Genomic DNA, 19,539 nt, shown 5'->3' with positions numbered 1-19,539 from the left:
GTATGATATAACTACAACTAAGAGGTGATACAGATGATTAAATTTTTAATTGTTGACGATGAAGTCAAAATTCGCGAAGTAGCAAAAGAATATGCAAAAGCATCTGGTTTGATTGCGGATGAAGCATCCGATGGTCAAGAAGCCATCGATAAAGTAAAAGAAGAAGATTATGATGTTGTTGTTTTGGACATCATGATGCCTAATCTTGATGGGTTTACCGCATGCCGAGAAATTAAAAAAATAAAAGATGTACCAATCATCATGCTTTCAGCACGCCAAGAAGAGTTTGATAAACTTCTTGGATTTGAGCTTGGAATTGACGACTATGTAACGAAACCATTTTCACCTCGTGAGCTCATGGCACGCATTAAAGCCGTAGCAGAACGATCAAAAGGAATGAAACACTCTGTCTATACTTTTGGCGGACTTGAAGTTGATATTACGGGCCGTAATTTGACGGTGGATGGTGAACGTATCAATGTTACACCTAAGGAATTCGACTTACTTGTGTTTCTCATTCAACACAAGGATCAAGCCTTATCTAGAGATGTACTATTAGATAAAGTATGGAACTATAATTATTATGGTGATTATCGTACCGTTGATACCCACATTAAAATGTTACGCCAGAACCTTGGTGTTTACAGAGATTATATTGTGACAGTACGCGGAACAGGTTATAAATTTGAAGTCATCAACTAAAAATATGGCATTTCGAGTCTGGTTGTACTTTTTAGTACTAACTGGACTTATGCTTTTATTTTTGTGGATGCTCCAGATTTCATTTATTGGACCCTATTATGAGCGAAACCGTGCGCAGACCATTCAAAAGAACGTTCTTGAAATTGAACGTCTTTTAATGCGTGAAGATTTCTATAATTCCGAAAAAGCAATGACGCAGATGTTAGCGAAAGAAAACATGTGTGCTGTCGTTTACAATGAACGCGGAATACGAATTATCAATGCGGATGCAGTTGGGACAAACTGTCATATCTCAAATCTCTCGTCAGATGCAGTCCAAGAATATATGAAGATGACTCAGAATTCACAATCCCATGACTTTTCAATTCGCTTCGATAGTGAAATTTTTGAACAAGGCATGTACTTTTATGGTAAAAATGCCAAGATTCAAGACAATGATTTCTATATTTTCATCAATACGCCCATCGAGTTGTTAGATTCGACGATATTTGTTCTTAAACGTCAATTTGGATTGGTTGCGCTCATGGTCTTCTCGTTTGCAACGATCGTGACGTTTATCTTGTCGCGACGGTTATCGCGACCGCTCGTTCAAATAACTGAAAATGCGCGTAAATTGGCGCATGGGGACCTAAGTGTTAAATTTAATGAAGATGAATACAGTGAAGTAAAAGAACTTTCCAAAACATTAAACTTTGCTACGCATGAATTCCGCAAGACCGACGAACTTCGTCGTGATCTTGTTGCGAATGTGAGCCACGATATTAAGACACCACTAACAATGATTAAAGCATATGCTGAGATGATTCAAGATATTTCGGGAGACGATCCTGAAATGCGTGAAAAACATCTGAGTGTTATCGTGGATGAGGTAAATCACTTAGAACGTTTAGTTAATGATATGCTCACGCTATCTAAATATGAATCACAAGTATTCGATATAAAAGAAACAACCTTTAAGCTGTATGATCAAGTTCTCGGAAGTGTCAACTTATTCCAAGGATTAGATATTAATTTTATAATTGATGTGGATCCAACATTGGAAGTGATTGCGGATGAAATTAAAATGGGGCAAGTGCTTTATAATTACATCAATAATGCAACCAAATATGTTGGTGATGATCGAATTATTGAAATTCACGCCCATGTTGACCCAAAAGAAGTCATCGTTTCAGTGAGCGATCATGGACCAGGAATTGGTGCAGATGTCATTAATCATGTCTGGGATCGGTACTATAAGATTGATAAAAATTATCAACGAACCGGAGGTAGTTCGGGTCTTGGTTTATCAATTGTACGCGCAATTTGTGAAGCAACAGGTTCTAAATATTGGGTAACGTCTGAGGTTGGGGAAGGTTCAACGTTTTTCTATACGTTAAAACCGGCGCAGTCTCCAATGCCCCAAGCACATGTAAAAAAACAAAAGAAACAACCACGATCAAAAAAATAAGTACAAGAGTCCAAATCGAAACGGGCTCTTTTTTTATAAAAGCCTTGCATTTCTAACAGAGTGTGTTACATTACTAATATAGTGTCACAAGAAACGAGGGGAAACAATGAAACTAACTTTTCATAAAGTAAATAAGTACTTTGGGGAAAAACATGTACTTAAAGATATTTCATTTACAGTCAAGTCAGGTCAAATTTTTGGCTATCTTGGTCGAAACGGAGCTGGGAAAACAACTTCATTAAGAATTTTAATGGATGTTTTTGCAGCAAGTGATGGGACCATCACGATGGATGATAAGCCATTTAAACCTGGCGATTATAAAATAGGTTATTTACCAGAAGAACGCGGTATGTATTCAAAGACACTCGTAAAAGATCAATTATTGTATTTTGCGATGCTTCGAGGAGCAACACGTCAACATGCCCAAGAATCAATTGAATATTGGTCCAAGAAATTTGGTGTAGACATTTATCTAAATAATAAACTTGAAACCTTATCAAAAGGAAATCAACAAAAGGTTCAAATCACACAAGCATTTCTTAATGAACCGGATATTCTGATTCTTGATGAACCATTTAGTGGGCTTGATCCTGTCAACTCACAGGTATTCCAAGACGCCCTTACTGAATATATTTCAGATGATCGGATTATTATATTCTCAAGTCATCAGATGTCTTATGTTGAAACATTTTGTGATGACATTGCGATCATAAATTTTGGACAGATTATCCTAAAAGGATCACTTGAAGCAATCAAACAAGAACGCGGAATGAATAAAGTGAAACTCGTCTTGAATACACCGAATGAAGCTTTTGAACAACTCTTAAATGCAAAGGGTGTTACTGTTGAGCATGACAATAAAACAATGATTCTAACATTGCCAGTGGCAATGACCCATCAAGAACTTCTTGAATTTACCATTAAAGAAGGTATGGTGATTACATTGTTCAGTGACTATACACCAAGTCTACATGATATTTTTGTTGATGTTGCGGGAGGGACTAATGCATGAAAAATCTAAGCACAGTATTTCGATTTGAATTTCTAGAAATGGCAAAGAAACGATCAACAATTATCTCCACGCTTGTCATTACGATGATTCTTGTGGCAATGACGTTTGTGCCAAGTCTTTTTCTCAATAAAGGTTCAAGTGATAATACAAGCACTACGACCGAACCAGAGACGTATGAGACACTTGGAGTTGTCGTAGACGACACGTCAATCCATGCACCAGTCTTCAAAGCATTACCGGGAATTCACGTTTATTCATCCGAAACAGCATTAAAAGAAGCGGTTGAAGATGAAACGGTGACAGATGGAATAATTATAAATGGTGATACAAGCTACTCAATGTTAACTTTGAAGAGCTCAATGTTTAATCAAAATCAACAAATTGTTGAAGCGATCATGACACAAAATGTCATCGATACTAACTTGGCTCAAAAAGGCATCGATCCTAATCAGGTGCGCGAAGCATCTACGGTATCACTAAGCAATAGTGTGCAAATTCTCGGAAAAGATGCATCCCAAAGTACATTTGTAGCGTTTGGTGTATTATTCGTCTTATACATGTTGATTCTCTTATACGGTCAATCGGTTGCGACATCCGTTGCACGTGAAAAAGATAGCCGTACGATGGAATTATTAATCACAAGTACAAAACCGAAAGTGTTGATTCTTGGGAAAGTGCTGGCGGTCGGGCTTATTGGAATCTTACAAGTTGTTGTCATGATTCTTGGATTGACTTTGGGATACATGATTAACAAAGGGAATTATCCAGAATTTATTACCGCAATGATTCAAGCATCAATTACCTGGGATGCTGCACTCATTTATGCTATCTTCTCAATTTCAGGTTATTTCTTATATCTATTTATCTTTGCTTCGCTTGGATCACTCGTAACAAAAGTCGAAGATGTTTCCTCGGCTGTTACACCAATAACGTTTGTATTTGTGATTGCTTATCTACTCGCATCATTTGCAATGGGAATGCCGGATGCCACAGTCATTAAGTTTGCGTCATATATTCCGTTTGTATCACTCTTTACAACACCGATTCGTTATATGATGACGACAGTTCCTGTCTATGAATTAGTAGCGTCTTTAGTGCTAATGCTTGGTGTTACGGTGGCGATTGCGAATCTTTCCATTTATATCTACCGTAAAGGGTCGTTAAACTATGGAAACCGTATGAAATTCTCTGATATCCTCAAACAACGTAAATTTAAAGATTAGAGAAATATCAGCTACAATTACGACATAAAATATGCTAAAATAGTCGTTGTTATAAGAAAACGAAAAAAATGCTTAAAAAGTCGATGGATACTAGACATATGATAATTCATAGGCTATAATGTTAAGGCATAAAAAGGCGTAAGTTGCATGTCCGAAAGGCGTACAACCGCATATAGCTAAGGTTTAAGTGAGAAATCCACCTTAGGTGGCGAGTCTTATGGCAAATTGAAGGAGGTGTACTATGTACGCAATTATTGAAACAGGTGGAAAACAAATCCTCGTTGAGAAGGGACAAACTATCTTTGTTGAAAAGTTAGATGTTCAAGAAGGGGAAGAAGTTGTTTTTGAAACAGTTGTTGCTGTTAAAAACCGCACATTAAAAGTTGGTGCTCCTTATGTTAAAGGTGCTTCAGTTACAGCTAAAGTTGAAAAACAAGGAAAAGCTAAGAAGATTATTGTCTTCAAATACAAATCCAAAAAAGGTTCAACTCGTAAAAAACAAGGTCACCGTCAACCATACACACGTTTAGTTGTCGAAGACATTATCTCAGGATAATCAATGATTAAAGTATCCGTTTTAACAAAGGACAATCAGTTCCAGTCAATGGAAGTGAGTGGCCATGCGGGTTCCGGTGAACCAGGATTTGACTTGGTATGTGCTGGAGTAAGCAGTATTATGACTGGCGCACTTAATGGTTTTGATACTTTGGATAACACTGTTGACTTGACTATGACACAAGAACCACTTGTTAAAATTGAAATATTAAATCAATCTGATCTTAATCAAAAACTCTTTGAGTTTGTGTTGATTCAATTAAAAACAATTGAATTTGCACACCCAGAATATATTGAAATCAACGAAAAGGAGGTTATTTCATGAAATTCTTATTAGATATCCAATTATTTGCTTCTAAAAAGGGAGTAGGTTCAACAAAAAACGGTCGTGATTCACATTCAAAACGTCTTGGTTCAAAGGCTGCTGATGGACAAACCGTAACAGCTGGTACAATTCTTTACCGTCAACGTGGTACTAAGATTCATCCCGGTTCAAACGTTGGACGTGGTGGCGATGATACATTGTTCGCTAAAGTTGAAGGCGTTGTTAGATTTGAGCGTATTGGCAAAGGCCGTAAATGCGTTTCAGTTTACCCAGTTGCTTAAATTTTAAACCAAATCCCCTCTAAACCGGGGATTTTTAATTGAGAGGATGATATTATGTTTGTCGATCGCGTTAATATAAAAGTAATCGCAGGAGATGGTGGCGATGGTATGGCATCATTTCGTCGTGAGGCATTTGTGCCTCTTGGCGGACCATACGGTGGCGATGGTGGAAAAGGGGCAGATATTGTATTTGTTGCTGATTCCAATAAGTCTACATTGTTAGACCTTCGTTTTAATCGTGTCATCAAAGGGAAACATGGCCAAGCAGGTAAGAATAAAAAAATGCATGGACGTGCTGCGGAACCTGTCATCTTAAAAGTTCCGGTAGGAACAGTCGTTTACGATGACGCAAAAGGTGTTGTTATTGCGGATTTAACGGAACATGGACAACGTGAGATTATCGCTCATGGTGGACGTGGTGGCCGTGGAAACACCCGCTTCGCAACTGCCAATAATCCTGCACCGCATTATGCTGAAAAAGGCGAATTAGGTGAAGAATTAGAAATTACAATTGAATTAAAACTCTTAGCGGATGTCGGAATTATTGGTTTTCCTTCTGTTGGAAAATCAACACTCTTATCTGTTATAACACGTGCAAAACCTGAAGTTGCAGATTACCACTTTACAACAATCGTTCCTAACTTAGGAATTGCTTCCAGTCCTGACGGACGTTCTTTTGCAGTTGCGGATATGCCAGGATTAATTGAAGATGCCCATCTTGGAAAAGGTTTGGGTCATGTCTTTTTGAAACATATCGAGCGAACACGTGTTTTAGTACATGTTGTGGATATGGGTGCTGAAGATGGGCGTGATCCTGTTGAGGATTATCGTGTCATCAATGAAGAACTCGAAAAATATGATGCAACGCTTATGAATAAGCCAATGGTGGTTGTAGCGAATAAAATGGACTTAGAGGTTGCTTCTGGTAATCTTGAGCGTTTCAAAGCTGCATATCCAGAGGTTGAAGTCTTTGAACTAATTACGATGGTTGGTGATGGAATTGAATCACTCCTTTATCGTGTTGCAGATATTCTTGATGAGCATGTTGAAGAAGCTGTTGTTGAGCAAAGTAAAGCGGTTGTCTATAAATATGAAGCACCCCGCAGAAGCTTTGAAATCGAACGTATTAATGAAACAAAATGGCGTGTTAGCGGCGATAGTATCGACCGTATGTTCCGTCAATTTGATTTTGATTCAGAAGAATCGGCAGTTCAATTTGGTCTGTCCATGAAACGTTTAGGTGTTGACCAAGCACTTCGTGACGCTGGTGCACGGGATGGTGATGTTATTATTCTATCCGATGTACAGTTCATATTTGAAGAAGGCGAAGCCTACTAAAAGCAAACCCCGAGTGTCTCGGGGTTTTTTCATTATAATTCCATATCGTAATCAGTACTCAATGAAGGCTAAATATGGTAAAATATACATGGTGATAAAATGATCGCATATATATCAGGAACGGTCGTAAATCGGACCGAAGATGCAATAATTATTGATAATCAAGGAATTGGGTACTATATCTATTATGGTAGACCCGAAACAGTCGCACTAGATACACAAATGATTGTTCATACGTACCAACATGTACGCGAGGATGCAATCATTCTTTTTGGCTTTGAGAGTAGACAAGATCTTGCTGTGTTTACACAACTCATTAGCGTTAAGGGGGTTGGACCCAAAACAGGTCTGGCTATCTTATCGAAGGTATCGCCTCAGGATCTTGTTCTTGCGGTCGATCAAGAAGATTTAAAGTTCTTAAAAACCCTACCAGGTGTAGGGCCAAAAATGGCATCACAAATCTTACTAGATCTTAAAGGTAAGTTTGTTTCTACTGGTAGCGATGTACCAAAAACAGAAAAAATATCAACAAATATTGAAGAAGCAATGGATGCACTCATGACCTTAGGGTTCAAACGTGCTGAAGTTGGTTCTATTAAAAACGAACTCACGTTGCATGAGCAACAAGATGTGAATGCACTTATTAAGTACGGATTACAATTAATGAATGCTAGAAGGCGAGGATAAGGATGACACGAGTTGTTTCGGGAGAACCGATAGAAACTAACCAAGACTTCGAAGAAGCGTTACGTCCACATTCCTTGGAAGAATACATTGGACAACATGCCTTAAAAGAAAATCTTAGAATATTTATTGAAGCAGCACGCAATCGAAATGAAACAATTGATCATTTGCTTTTTTATGGACCTCCAGGTCTTGGAAAAACCACACTTGCTTATATCATTGCTCATGAGATGGAGACTGGCATTAAGGTTGCGAGCGGACCCAGTATTGAACGAAGTGGTGATCTTGCTGCAATATTATCAAGCTTAGACCCAGGAGATGTCCTCTTTATTGATGAAATTCACCGTCTCCCCAAAGTTGTAGAAGAAGTGCTCTATTCTGCAATGGAAGATTTCTCCATAGACCTTGTCGTTGGAAAGGATTCTTCAACCCGAAGTATTCAAATTGATTTACCACCGTTTACACTTGTGGGTGCCACGACGCGTGCAGGAGACCTTTCGAGTCCATTACGGGATCGATTTGGTATTATCTCAAAATTGGAATACTATTCGCAAGAAGAACTTGAGGATATCGTGACACGTACAGGTCGTGTAATGGAAACAGAAATTAAAGGTCTAGCAGTCTCTGAAGTAGCCAAACGTTCGCGCGGAACTCCACGGATTGCAAACCGTTTATTCCGTCGGGTTCGTGACTTTGCCCAAGTCCTAAATGATAATCTTATCGATTTAGAAATTACACAACATGCTCTTGATAAACTTAAAGTAGATAGTTTGGGTCTTGATGATGTTGACTTACGTTATCTTAGAGGAATTATTGAACGGTTTGATGGTGGACCTGTAGGAATTGAGGCATTAGCCGCATCAATCTCAGAAGAAACAATGACACTAGAGGACGTTTATGAACCTTATTTATTACAACTTGGATTTATTAATCGAACACCACGAGGCCGTGTCGCGACACCCAAAGCCTATGAGCATCTAAAAATCACGACACAAACTAGCCTTTTTGAACAGGAGTAATGTATGAAAATTTGTATTGTAACAGGCGGTAGTGGCGGACATATTTACCCTGCGATAACCTTTGCCGATTATGTAAAAAAGACAACTGATAATGAAATATTCTTTATTGGAAATGATCATAAAATGGAGTCGTGGATCGTACCAGATTCGGGTTATCCGTTCTATTCAATTCACAATTTAGGACTTCAAGGCAGTAAAATCGATCGTATCAAGGCAGTTTTCTCACAATACGGTGCGTATAAAGCAGCAAAGAAACATCTAAAAGTACTTAAACCTGATGTTGTGATCGCGTTTGGTGGTTATGTAAGTGCACCGGTTGCGTTTGCTGCAAGTAAACTTAAAATACCATTAGTATTGCATGAACAAAATGCATTTCCAGGTAAAGCGAATAAGATGGTTGCGGATAAGGCGCAAGCCATTATTACATGCTATCCTGAAGCATTTTCAGGCATGCCACAAGTTCATTATCTTGGAAATCCTCGCGCATCATTAGTGCATGAAACGATTGATTCAATACCTGAACAGACGCGTTTGAATTTGAAAACATCGTTACCTATTGTGCTGATTGTTATGGGATCTCAAGGTTCGACATCAATGAATGAGAAACTAAAAACCTTTGTCAAAAATTTTGATAATGATGCTTATCAAGTCATCGTAACGACTGGGCCACTACATATCGATTCATTTAAAGAGGCGGTTGGAGACGTTCATGAAAATATTCGAATCGAAGGATTTGTGGACCAAAAGGCCTTACTTCCAATCGTAGATTTAATTGTATGTCGCAGTGGTGCATCAACGATTGCAGAAATTCAATCGTTCGGCTTGGCATCGTTACTGATTCCAAGTCCACATGTTGCAAATAATCATCAGTATTACAATGCTAAATCGTTATTTGATCAAGATGCTTGTGATATGATGCAAGAAAATGAAATTACTGAAACAAATCTTAACGAACGTGTTGAATCACTTTTAGCCGATTCAGCACGACGCGAATCGTTAGGAAACAATGCACACAAGATGGCAATGCCAAATGCGGTGCGTGATATCACAGAACTGGTGACAAGGGTGGTGGACCAACAACGTGAGAAAAAACAAATTTGAACCAATTGAAGAGAATAACAGTGATGATTCACTAAAAAAAATCAAAGCAGATCTTGAACATAAAAAACGTGTGGAGAAGAAGCGAAAACGAAAACGATTTATGTCACGATTCTTTAGACTCTGCATAGTTTTGGCAATTATTGCTGGCATCTATGTGTTTGATCAAAGTCAGTATTCACGAATTCGCGAAATTCGAATTGAGGGCAACCATGTTGTTTCGGAAACGGAAATTCGCGAAGCAATGGGAATTAACGAAGGGGATCGAATGATTCTCAAGCTTCCTTTTCTGGTAGATCGTAAGACATCATCGATACCGGGAGTTGATAATACATCGAGTAAGATGTATTATACACAAGGAATCTTAACCGTAAATGTTACAGAAGATGCAGCGATAGGGTATGAACCGACTGGAAATAGCAATTTTAGAATTTTATTTTCAAATGGAGAAGTGAAAGAAATATCAAAGGATTCATTATCTTCAATAGTAGGACTTCCAGTTTTCGTTGGTTTTGATGAGAACACGCTTTCAAAGCAGTTATTAAACGCTTTTGGAGCATTGGATTCAGGAATTCTCAACGCAATATCTGAAGTACACATTGGTCAGGTTCAGTATGATCCAAGTGTGATGACACTGGTCATGAATAACAATTATACTGTTTTTATTAAGACAGAAACTTTACCTCAAATGAAGAGTTATGCTAGTATAGTAAGTGCTAATCAAACTGATGATCGTTGTATCATCATAAATGAACACGGGCCGACATCGGACTCGGTGATAGCAAGTATTGTACCGTGTACACCATAAAACAAAAAACCAAACCTATATAAACACAGAGGAGGAGAAGAATATGGCAATCGAGAAAACAAATGAATTTGGAAAGATTTCAGTTTCGAATGATGCAATTGCGATGCTAGCCGGAGGTGTCATAACAGAAAGTTATGGTGTCGTTGGAATGGCTTCTCAACAAGTATTTAAAGATGGACTTGCTGAGTTACTCAAAGGGGAAAATTACTCAAAAGGTGTAATCGTACGTAAAAGCGATGCAGGTTACGATTTGGATGTTTACATTATTGTCAGTTATAATGTAAAAATCTCAGAAGTAGTTTTAGAAGTTCAAAAGAAAGCGAAGTATATGCTTGAAAAGTCATTGCAACAAGAGTTCAACTCAATCAATGTCTTTGTTCAAGGGATCAAGGTAGTGAAATAATGAAAACAATAAATGGTGATATCTTTTTAAAGATGCTTCAAAGTGGAGCAAACAATCTAACAAATAAATACAACGAAATTAATGCACTGAATGTTTTCCCTGTTCCAGATGGTGATACAGGTACAAACATGAACTTGACATTTACAAGCGGATTAAATGATGCGAAGAAAGTGATGACATCAAACATTGGTGAACTTTCAAAAACATTATCTCGTGGACTTTTAATGGGAGCTCGTGGAAACTCAGGAGTTATCCTTTCTCAAATTTTCCGTGGGTTTGCCCAAGCTGTTGAAGGAAAAATGGAAGTTAATGTTAATGAATTGGCAGATGCCTTTGTTAACGGAAAAGTTGTGGCGTATAAAGCCGTTATGCGTCCAGTTGAGGGTACAATTTTAACTGTGCTTCGTGAAAGTGCTGATGCTACACGTAAATTTGTTGATGAAAATCCAGAGATTGATGTAATCGAATTTTTCGAGGTGTTAGTGCGTGAAGCAAATATATCGCTTGATAATACACCAGAATTATTACCAGTTCTCAAAGAGGTTGGTGTTGTTGATAGTGGTGGTAAAGGTTATACAACAGTATTAGAAGGTTTCCTTTCAGAATTAAAAGGTGTTTCAATTGACCTTATTGAAGGTGCAAATGATATCGAAGCAGCTCAAACTGATTTTGAACATGATGAATTTGGTTACTGTACAGAATTCATTATTAAAGTTGACGAAACATCGACTGATCGTTACAACGAAGACAAGTTACGTTCACAATTGGAAGCAATTGGAAATTCACTCGTTGTTGTGACGGATGAAGACATCGTTAAAGTTCACGTCCATACATTAACGCCTGGTAACGCGTTAAATATCGGACAAAAATATGGTGAATTTGTTAAGTTAAAAATTGAAAACATGACTGAGCAACACAACACAATTTTAGATGCTGAATCAAAAGCAAAAGAAATTGCACACAGCAAATATGCAATCGTTTCTGTAGCTGCGGGAGCTGGTGTTGAAGCGATGTTTAAAGAGTTACGTGCTGAACACATCATAAGCGGTGGTCAAACAATGAATCCATCGACAGAAGACTTCATTGCAAAAATTGAAAGTATTAATGCAGATCACATTTTCATCTTGCCAAATAACTCAAACATTATAATGGCAGCTAAACAAGCTCAAGATATTCTTGAGGACAAAGACATTCATGTACTTGAAACAAAAACAATTCCGCAAGGTCTTGCAGCATGTGTAATGTTTAATCCAGATGTTGATGTACAAGAAAACCTTGAAGAAATGCTTGAAGCAATTTCAAATACAAAAACAGGTCAAGTAACCTATGCGATTAAAGATACAATGTTTGAATCTCTTGAAATTAAAGCAAATGATTTCATGGGAATTCTCGAAAAAGATATTGTGGTTACAGGTACAGAACGTATCGGTGTAACTCAATCTTTAATCGACAAACTTATTACAGAAGAAAACGAATTGGTAACATTAATCACAGGTGAAGGTGTTGCTGAAGAAGAAGTAGAAACTGTTGTAGCACATATTGAATCAAATTATGATGTCGAAGTTGAAGTCATTGACGGACAACAACCAGTTTACTCATACATTATTGGAGTTGAATAAGAGCGATTTTCGCTCTTTTCTCTTATATGAAATTAACTGATAAGCAAAATCGAATCATCGAAACTTTTGATTATTCTTCACCTGAGCAGTTTCTAAATCATTATCCTTACCGTTACGATTCGTATGAAACAAAGTCAATTGATGAATGGGTTGTAGGTGAAACTGTTGTATTTGAAGGAAAACTTGCATCTGGTTTTAGAACAGTGCGCTTCAAAGGAAATCAAAGTGTCACAAACTTCCAGGTATTCTCAAACGATACGTTAATTAAAGTGTCCATTTTCAATCGTCCTTTTTTGCGAGATTATCACTATAAAGAAGGAATCGTCGTTATAGGAACGGTACAAAGTGATCATAAGGTGATGGCAAAAACCGTGACCAATAAGCCCCTTGAGGAGACTTTGGGATTAAAACCGAGCTATCCATTAAAAGCGGGAATAAAAAATTATGAAGTTGAAAGATTGATTAAGAAAATTTTAGAATCAATACGAATTGAAGAAACGGTTCCAGCAATTTATAAAGACACCTACCGACTTCAATCGAAGCAACAGGCACTACAGTGGATTCATAGACCACAAACCAAGGAGCAACTTATGGCTGCACTTCGTACACTAAAGTATGAAGAGTTTTTGCGCTACCATTTATCAGTCGCGCTGAATCAATCGGGTTTTTCATTTGGAATCGCAAAGGCAATCTCTAATGATGTGTTGACGTCGTACTTAAATCAACTGCCATATGACTTAACAAAAAGTCAAAATGATGCGCTGTCTGAGATCTTGAATGATATTCGAAGTGATCAACAAATGCACCGATTATTGCAAGGGGATGTTGGGTCTGGAAAAACGGTCGTTGCATTTTTAAGTGCAATTTCAGCTATTAAGGCAGGCTATCAAGTTGTTTTTATGGTGCCTACGGAAATTTTAATGAACCAACATCTTGCGTCTTTCAAGTCACTGTTTCCTGACATTTCAGTAGTGGGTCTCTCTCAAAATACTGAAGAACGAAAAAATTGTTTAGAAAGAATAATGGCCGGATCGGTGTCTTTTGTAATTGGGACACACGCAGTGCTCACCGAAGATGTCATTTTTAACAATCTTGGATACGTGATTATTGACGAGCAACATCGTTTTGGTGTGCGCCAACGACAAACTCTTATTGACAAAGGGACGATGGTAGATGTTTTGATGATGTCAGCGACGCCAATTCCTCGAACATTAGCAAATAGTTTGTATTTCGATTTGAGTGTATCTACAATTTCAGGTTATCCAAGCCATCGGAAGTTGACTGAAACATTTGTGATTAAAGAAAACTCTTTGAGAACTATTCTTGACGATTTGAATCATGTTTTAGATGAAGGTGAACAAATTTATGTGGTATGTGCTGCGATCGAAGAAGGGGAACGTCCAAATGTAAAAAATGTTCACGACATCTACAAGAATTTGAGTCAAGTCTTTAAAGGGCGTCATGTTGGGATGCTTCATGGTAAAATGACCAGTTTCGAAAAAGATACTGTGATGGCGGCTTTCAATGCAGGACACATTGATATTCTTGTGACAACCACTGTAATTGAAGTGGGTGTGGATGTCCATAATGCGAATACGATGGTAATTTATAATGCAGAACAGTTTGGATTGGCTACATTACACCAACTGCGAGGTCGTGTAGGTCGTGGTCGTATTCAAGGCCGTTGTTTCTTGCTTAGCAGCTCTGATACTGATATTGCGGAAGCACGATTGAATGCCTTGGCATCATCGCATGACGGTTTCGAATTATCGATGATGGATATGCGTATGCGTGGAATTGGTGATGCATTGGGCTTTCGACAGTCGGGAGTTCCTAACTTTATTCTGGGTGACATTGAAAAAGATGAAAAAATATTATACCAGGCAAAAATTGATGCGAAGCATATTTCCGAGGATAAAGAGAACCCAGAGTATAAAGCAATCATAAATTCGGTCTTATCACAAGACTATTTTAAGACAACTTAATCGTGTATAATAAACACAGGTGATAAACATGACACAATGGGATTTATTGGATTCGTTAGGAATCCCTTATAACAATAAAAAATTAATAGAACATGCTTTCGTGCATTCATCATATGTGAATGAAGCACCGGTTGCGCTTGAAGATAACGAACGTCTTGAATTTATGGGTGATGCTGTATTACAGATTACAGTTTCAGAACGTCTTTTCAAACACCCGGACTATTTCAGTGAAGGTGATATGACACTTTATCGTGCCAAACTTGTTTGTGAAGAAGCGTTAGCTGATTACAGTCGACTTTTAAAATTAAATGACTATCTTTTACTGGGTACAGGTGAAGAACGTAATGGTGGCCGTCAACGTCAGTCTATAATTGCTGATTTGTTTGAAAGTTTTATCGGTGCTGTCTATCTCGATAGTGGGATTGACAGTGTTAATAAAATACTGGATGTTGTCCTTAAAGAAGTCTTTGAAGATCTCCAGTCGTTAAGCATTACGGATTACAAAACGAAACTGCAAGAATTTATTCAAGCGGATTCCCGTAAGTCAGTAAGCTATGATGTCATTAATATTACGGGTCCTTCCAATGCTCCTGAGTTCGAAGTTGTCGTAAAATTGGATGACCTTATCTTTGGTCTTGGTAAAGGAACGAGTAAGAAAAAAGCAGAACAACAAGCTGCTAAAGATGCATTTCAAAAACTTGTAAAATAATAAAGGAGTGACGGTACGTGCAACAGTTATTAAATACAATCAAAATTAATAAAGACTATCTTCCATTTTATGAAGATGCAAGCGTCGAGTCAGTCCGTTATAATCAATCAGAAAAGGTACTCGAGTTAATCCTCAAGGTAAACAGTGTGTTACCTTTTTCTGTCTTTGAGGACTTCGTACGTAAATTACAACTTAACACCAAATCTAAGGCAAATGTGACGGTGATTGCGCAATCAATGACGATTACTGCTTTAGATATGAATCGTTATGTGAACCTTGTCGCATCACGCTTGGCATTACGTGCCATAAAAGATGCGCACTATACACTTGATGATACCAATCTCACAATTATTTGCGATAATGAATCACATCGTTTAGATGCTGACCGTCAATTGGACGCACTTATAGAAGGTCTGAAAGCTTTTGGAATTCATTGTGATGTTTTAACGCAAGTTCGTGTGGATAATCTTGAAAAAGAAATCGTAGTAATGCCACAAATGAAACGTCCAGATGATCATCAAGAGCGCAAGACCGTATCGCGTCAGCCGCGTCGTGGTGGTAAGGATTATAATACCGTTGCGATGGAAATCTTAACGGATGAAGCACATAATGTGGCCGTTACAGGGGAAATCTTCGAAGTAGAAGTTCGCGAAACCCGTACTGGAAACTTCATTGTTAAGTATTACATTTCAGATGGTAAAGCTGCGATTGTGATTACAGACTTTGCTAAAACTGAAGATGAAATTATCAAAAAAGGAAAATGTATCAAAGTTTACGGAAATTACATCTTTGAACCACGATTTGAAAAAGATTATGTTTTCAAAATGGATCGTTATGAAGAGGTTGGCGATATCTTTAAGCGCTTTGATACAGCTCACGAAAAGCGCGTTGAATTCCATCTCCATACCAAATTTTCCGAGATGGATGGAATCAGTGATGCATCGGAATATATGAAACAGGCTTTTGAATGGGGTCATCCTGGAATGATTATTACTGACCACACAGCTGTTCAGTCCTTTCCTAAGGCATATGGTGCTTTAAAACGAATGCGTAAAGACTATCCTGATCATGATTTCAAACTGGGTTATGGTGTGGAAATGAATCTTGTTGATCAGGACTTAAAGATTGTGAGTCATGCTCAAGGTCAACCACTTCATAGTGGTGATTATGTTGCTTTTGACTTGGAGACAACTGGGTTATCCAACTACTTTGACCATATCATTGAATTTGGAGCTGTTCGGATTCGAAATGGGAAAGTAGTCGAGAATTTCCAAACGTTCGTGAAACCACCGATTCCGATTCGACCATTTATCACAGAACTTACGAGTATTTCTAATGATGATGTTAAAAATGCAAAGCCGATTGAAACAGCAATAGATGATATTTTAAATTTTATGGGTGATGATCCTTTAATTGCACACAATGCTCAGTTTGATATTGATTTTCTACAAGAAACGTTGCGAAAACTTGGCCGTAAGCCGCTTCAAAATGCTGTCATTGACACGCTTGATTTAGCCCGTGCGATGTATGATAACCGCCGTTCGTATCGTTTGGGTGCGATTGCACGTTTACTCAGAATTTCTTACGATGAGAGTGTCGCTCACCGCGCTGATTATGATGCGGAAGTGTTAAGTCTTGTCTTCTTGGAAATGATTCGTGATTCTCGTTTATCTGGCTTCCAAGTCATTGATGATCTACAAACTTTGAGTGATGAAAATGGTTATTCAAAAGTTCGTAAACATCATGCGAATGTTATTGCGAAAAATGAAGCCGGTATTAAAAGTCTTTATGAGTTGATTTCAATCTCACATACCAAAAATCTTGCGTTCTTTGGGAATACATCTAAAGGAGATGCTGTCATGGCTGAACCACGGATTATTAGAGAAGAACTGGTTGCACGCCGTGAAAACTTACTAATTGGTGCAGGATGTACCTCATCGGAAGTTTTTGAAGTCGCAATGAACAAGAGCCAAGAAGCGTTGGATAAAACAATCGACTTCTATGACTATATTGAGATTATGCCCTTGGATTACTACGGTCCACAAATATACATGGGACAGATTGAAAATGAAAAACGGTTAGAAGCAATTCTTAATCGCATAATCGAGACCGCAACGCGTCTTAACAAACCAATTATTGCGGTAGGGAATGCGCACTATAACCACCCTAAAGAGAAAGTTATTCGTGATGTTTACATTCATTCTCAAGGAATTGGTGGTTCAAGACACCCATTGTTCATGTTTAATGAACAAAAACGAATGAATTTTGTAGCTCCCGATATGCATTTTAAATCAACCGATGAAATGCTCGCCGCGTTTGCTTGGTTGGGAGACCAAAAAGCCTATGATTTCGTTATTAAAAATCCAGTAAAACTTTTGGAATCCATAGACGATGTGGCACCAAAAAAAGGAGAGCTCTTCACACCAAAATTGGATAATTCCGATAAACTCTTAGAAGATATCGTTTATGAAAATGCGCATCGTATTTATGGAGACCCACTACCTGAGGTCGTAAGTTCACGAATTGAACGCGAACTTAAATCTATTTTTGGAAACGGATTTGGGGTTATTTACTATATTTCCCATCTTCTTGTAAAAAAATCTTTAGATGATGGTTATTTGGTGGGGTCACGGGGTTCGGTTGGATCGTCGCTCGTAGCGACTCTTGCGGAAATCACGGAAGTTAACCCATTACCGCCTCACTATATTTGCTTGAACTGTCACCACCAAGAGTTTTTTACGGATGGGAGTGTCTCAAGTGGCTACGATTTACCAGCGAAAGTGTGCCCAAGTTGTGGGGAACCATTAGTTGGTGATGGCCAAGATATCCCGTTTGAAACGTTCCTTGGGTTTGAGGGGGATAAGGTTCCTGATATTGACCTAAACTTTTCTGGTGAATATCAAGAACATGCTCATAACTATACAAAAGAGATATTCGGTGAAGCCTATGTTTATCGTGCCGGAACCATTTCCACTGTTGCACAGAAAACCGCTTTTGGGTATGTGCTTGGCTACAATGAGAGTATGAATATTACCGATTCAACGAATGCATGGAATACTTATCTTGCATATGGTGCTGAGGGTGTCAAACGAACGACTGGACAACATCCAGGTGGAATCATCGTTGTTCCAGATTACATGGACGTTCACGACTTTACTCCGATCCAATATCCAGCAAACAATCCTGAGTCATCGTGGTATACAACTCATTTTGAGTTCCATGATATTGACGACAACGTTTTAAAACTTGATATTCTCGGACACGTAGATCCGACTGCTATGAAGATGCTCGAACGCATTACCGGAATTGACGTTAAAACAGTTCCAATGAACGATGTTCCGACGTTATCACTCTTTAATAGTACGGAGGCACTCCATGTCGATGAACGAAACTATCACGAGATTACGGGTGGACTTGGACTTCCTGAGTTTGGAACACCGTTTGTTCGCGGTATGCTTGAAGCGACTAAACCGGATAAGTTTTCAGATTTAGTTCGTATATCTGGACTTTCTCATGGTACAGATGTTTGGCGTACAAATGCGGAAGACTTAATCAAAGATAAGGGCATGACACTTGATGAAGTTATTGGATGTCGCGATGATATTATGGTTTATCTTATGCATGCTGGATTACCAGCGAAAGAAGCTTTCGATATTATGGAAAGTGTTCGTAAAGGAAAAGGGTTGCGTGAGAACTGGATTGAATCCATGCGCAAGAATAATGTTCCGGAATGGTATATTGATTCATGTTTAAAAATCAAGTACATGTTCCCGAAAGCCCATGCTGTAGCTTATGTTATGATGGCGAACCGTGTTGCATGGTTCAAAGTTCACCACCCAAGAGCTTACTATTGCTCATACTTTACGCTACGTGTTAATGCGCATGAGATTGAAACACAAACCACGAACATTGAAACAGTCCAAAGTCGCATTAACAATATCAATACGCGTTTGAAAAATTTTGAAACTAAAAATCAAGTTACGATCAAAGAGAAGAACTTGATTGACACGTTAGAAGTTACCTTAGAGTTAATGAGTCGTGGCTATAAAATTAGTCCATTAGACTTGTATTATTCTGACGCTACTGAGTATAAACTGGATCCGCGTGATGAAACGGCGATTATTCCGCCATTCAACGTTGTTGATGGACTTGGAAATAACGTTGCAAATCAGATCGTACGTGCTCGTGAAGAACGAGAGTTTATATCTAAAAAAGATCTGATGTCTCGCGGTGGAATATCTGCGGCAACAGTCAAAAAACTTGATGAGCTTGGTGTCACTGATCACTTACAAGAAACCAATCAGATGAGTTTATTCTAGAATCTCGCAAGA

17 protein-coding genes and 1 other annotated feature are annotated in these 19,539 nt (G+C 38.3%); all 17 genes read left to right on the top strand.

All coding sequences use genetic code 11. The annotated features are described in order from the left end of the window. Positions 1-33 precede the first annotated feature (33 nt). The 17 genes from GVV22_RS01805 (at position 34) to GVV22_RS01725 (ending at position 19,527) form a co-directional block, all read left to right on the top strand. Positions 34-702, top strand: a complete 669-nt coding sequence (locus GVV22_RS01805; RefSeq protein ID WP_159648490.1) for a response regulator transcription factor — start codon at positions 34-36, stop codon at positions 700-702. Then, entirely contained in the window at positions 686-2,149 is a 1,464-nt protein-coding gene (locus GVV22_RS01800; protein ID WP_236261902.1) for a sensor histidine kinase, read from the top strand. Before GVV22_RS01805 ends, GVV22_RS01800 begins: the two co-directional genes overlap by 17 nt. 106 nt (positions 2,150-2,255) lie before the next feature. Beyond that, entirely contained in the window at positions 2,256-3,161 is a 906-nt protein-coding gene (locus GVV22_RS01795) for an ABC transporter ATP-binding protein (RefSeq protein ID WP_159648488.1), read from the top strand. Further along, positions 3,158-4,384 carry an ABC transporter permease gene (locus tag GVV22_RS01790; RefSeq protein WP_159648487.1) on the top strand — a complete coding sequence of 409 codons (1,227 nt, stop codon included), beginning with the start codon at positions 3,158-3,160 and terminating at the stop codon, positions 4,382-4,384. Before GVV22_RS01795 ends, GVV22_RS01790 begins: the two co-directional genes overlap by 4 nt. A 154-nt stretch (positions 4,385-4,538) precedes the next feature. Continuing rightward, positions 4,539-4,610 (top strand) — a sequence feature (ribosomal protein L21 leader region). A 15-nt stretch (positions 4,611-4,625) separates the two neighbouring features. Then, positions 4,626-4,940, top strand: coding sequence for a 50S ribosomal protein L21 (rplU, locus tag GVV22_RS01785; RefSeq protein WP_159636345.1), 315 nt, complete (start codon positions 4,626-4,628; stop codon positions 4,938-4,940). Positions 4,941-4,943: 3 nt separating this feature from the next. Further along, complete coding sequence (locus GVV22_RS01780; protein ID WP_159648486.1) at positions 4,944-5,264, top strand: ribosomal-processing cysteine protease Prp; 321 nt, start codon at positions 4,944-4,946, stop codon at positions 5,262-5,264. After that, positions 5,261-5,545 carry a 50S ribosomal protein L27 gene (gene rpmA, locus GVV22_RS01775; RefSeq protein ID WP_159636341.1) on the top strand — a complete coding sequence of 95 codons (285 nt, stop codon included), beginning with the start codon at positions 5,261-5,263 and terminating at the stop codon, positions 5,543-5,545. The genes GVV22_RS01780 and rpmA overlap by 4 nt, the downstream gene beginning before the upstream one ends. A gap of 54 nt (positions 5,546-5,599) precedes the next feature. Then, entirely contained in the window at positions 5,600-6,883 is a 1,284-nt protein-coding gene (obgE, locus tag GVV22_RS01770; protein ID WP_159648485.1) for a GTPase ObgE, read from the top strand. 99 nt (positions 6,884-6,982) lie between these two features. Beyond that, a complete protein-coding gene (gene ruvA / locus GVV22_RS01765) occupies positions 6,983-7,570 on the top strand; it encodes a Holliday junction branch migration protein RuvA (RefSeq protein WP_159648484.1) in 588 nt (195 codons plus the stop codon). 2 nt (positions 7,571-7,572) lie between these two features. Then, positions 7,573-8,586, top strand: coding sequence for a Holliday junction branch migration DNA helicase RuvB (gene ruvB / locus GVV22_RS01760; protein ID WP_159636335.1), 1,014 nt, complete (start codon positions 7,573-7,575; stop codon positions 8,584-8,586). Between the two features lie 3 nt (positions 8,587-8,589). Further along, complete coding sequence (murG, locus tag GVV22_RS01755) at positions 8,590-9,687, top strand: undecaprenyldiphospho-muramoylpentapeptide beta-N-acetylglucosaminyltransferase (protein ID WP_159648483.1); 1,098 nt, start codon at positions 8,590-8,592, stop codon at positions 9,685-9,687. After that, positions 9,668-10,492 (top strand): cell division protein FtsQ/DivIB, encoded by an 825-nt coding sequence (locus tag GVV22_RS01750; protein ID WP_159648482.1) that lies wholly within the window; start codon positions 9,668-9,670, stop codon positions 10,490-10,492. The genes murG and GVV22_RS01750 overlap by 20 nt, the downstream gene beginning before the upstream one ends. A gap of 43 nt (positions 10,493-10,535) precedes the next feature. Next, positions 10,536-10,895 carry an Asp23/Gls24 family envelope stress response protein gene (locus GVV22_RS01745; protein WP_159648481.1) on the top strand — a complete coding sequence of 120 codons (360 nt, stop codon included), beginning with the start codon at positions 10,536-10,538 and terminating at the stop codon, positions 10,893-10,895. Further along, a complete protein-coding gene (locus tag GVV22_RS01740; RefSeq protein ID WP_159648480.1) occupies positions 10,895-12,514 on the top strand; it encodes a DAK2 domain-containing protein in 1,620 nt (539 codons plus the stop codon). Before GVV22_RS01745 ends, GVV22_RS01740 begins: the two co-directional genes overlap by 1 nt. A gap of 26 nt (positions 12,515-12,540) precedes the next feature. Further along, positions 12,541-14,499 carry an ATP-dependent DNA helicase RecG gene (locus tag GVV22_RS01735; protein WP_159648479.1) on the top strand — a complete coding sequence of 653 codons (1,959 nt, stop codon included), beginning with the start codon at positions 12,541-12,543 and terminating at the stop codon, positions 14,497-14,499. 28 nt (positions 14,500-14,527) lie between these two features. Then, on the top strand, positions 14,528-15,208 hold the full coding sequence (gene rnc / locus GVV22_RS01730) for a ribonuclease III (RefSeq protein WP_159636323.1): 681 nt from the start codon (positions 14,528-14,530) through the stop codon (positions 15,206-15,208). 17 nt (positions 15,209-15,225) lie between these two features. Further along, complete coding sequence (locus GVV22_RS01725) at positions 15,226-19,527, top strand: PolC-type DNA polymerase III (protein ID WP_159648478.1); 4,302 nt, start codon at positions 15,226-15,228, stop codon at positions 19,525-19,527. Positions 19,528-19,539 lie beyond the last annotated feature (12 nt).

This window comes from Erysipelothrix aquatica, from assembly GCF_009828825.1.
In the GTDB taxonomy this organism is placed as follows: Bacteria; Bacillota_I; Bacilli_A; order Erysipelotrichales; family Erysipelotrichaceae; genus Erysipelothrix; species Erysipelothrix aquatica_A.
The sequence above is the reverse complement of the archived record's forward strand: the minus strand, read 5'-3'. Positions and strand labels throughout refer to the sequence as shown.

Excerpts from the sequence above, each read along its gene's own strand:
- GVV22_RS01805 (WP_159648490.1), top strand. The coding sequence starts at position 34 with ATGATTAAATTTTTAATTGTTGACGATGAAGTCAAAATTCGCGAAGTA.
- GVV22_RS01795 (WP_159648488.1), top strand. The coding sequence starts at position 2,256 with ATGAAACTAACTTTTCATAAAGTAAATAAGTACTTTGGGGAAAAACAT.
- GVV22_RS01790 (WP_159648487.1), top strand. The coding sequence starts at position 3,158 with ATGAAAAATCTAAGCACAGTATTTCGATTTGAATTTCTAGAAATGGCA.
- rplU (WP_159636345.1), top strand. The coding sequence starts at position 4,626 with ATGTACGCAATTATTGAAACAGGTGGAAAACAAATCCTCGTTGAGAAG.
- GVV22_RS01780 (WP_159648486.1), top strand. The coding sequence starts at position 4,944 with ATGATTAAAGTATCCGTTTTAACAAAGGACAATCAGTTCCAGTCAATG.
- rpmA (WP_159636341.1), top strand. The coding sequence starts at position 5,261 with ATGAAATTCTTATTAGATATCCAATTATTTGCTTCTAAAAAGGGAGTA.
- obgE (WP_159648485.1), top strand. The coding sequence starts at position 5,600 with ATGTTTGTCGATCGCGTTAATATAAAAGTAATCGCAGGAGATGGTGGC.
- ruvA (WP_159648484.1), top strand. The coding sequence starts at position 6,983 with ATGATCGCATATATATCAGGAACGGTCGTAAATCGGACCGAAGATGCA.
- ruvB (WP_159636335.1), top strand. The coding sequence starts at position 7,573 with ATGACACGAGTTGTTTCGGGAGAACCGATAGAAACTAACCAAGACTTC.
- murG (WP_159648483.1), top strand. The coding sequence starts at position 8,590 with ATGAAAATTTGTATTGTAACAGGCGGTAGTGGCGGACATATTTACCCT.
- GVV22_RS01745 (WP_159648481.1), top strand. The coding sequence starts at position 10,536 with ATGGCAATCGAGAAAACAAATGAATTTGGAAAGATTTCAGTTTCGAAT.
- GVV22_RS01740 (WP_159648480.1), top strand. The coding sequence starts at position 10,895 with ATGAAAACAATAAATGGTGATATCTTTTTAAAGATGCTTCAAAGTGGA.
- GVV22_RS01735 (WP_159648479.1), top strand. The coding sequence starts at position 12,541 with ATGAAATTAACTGATAAGCAAAATCGAATCATCGAAACTTTTGATTAT.
- rnc (WP_159636323.1), top strand. The coding sequence starts at position 14,528 with ATGACACAATGGGATTTATTGGATTCGTTAGGAATCCCTTATAACAAT.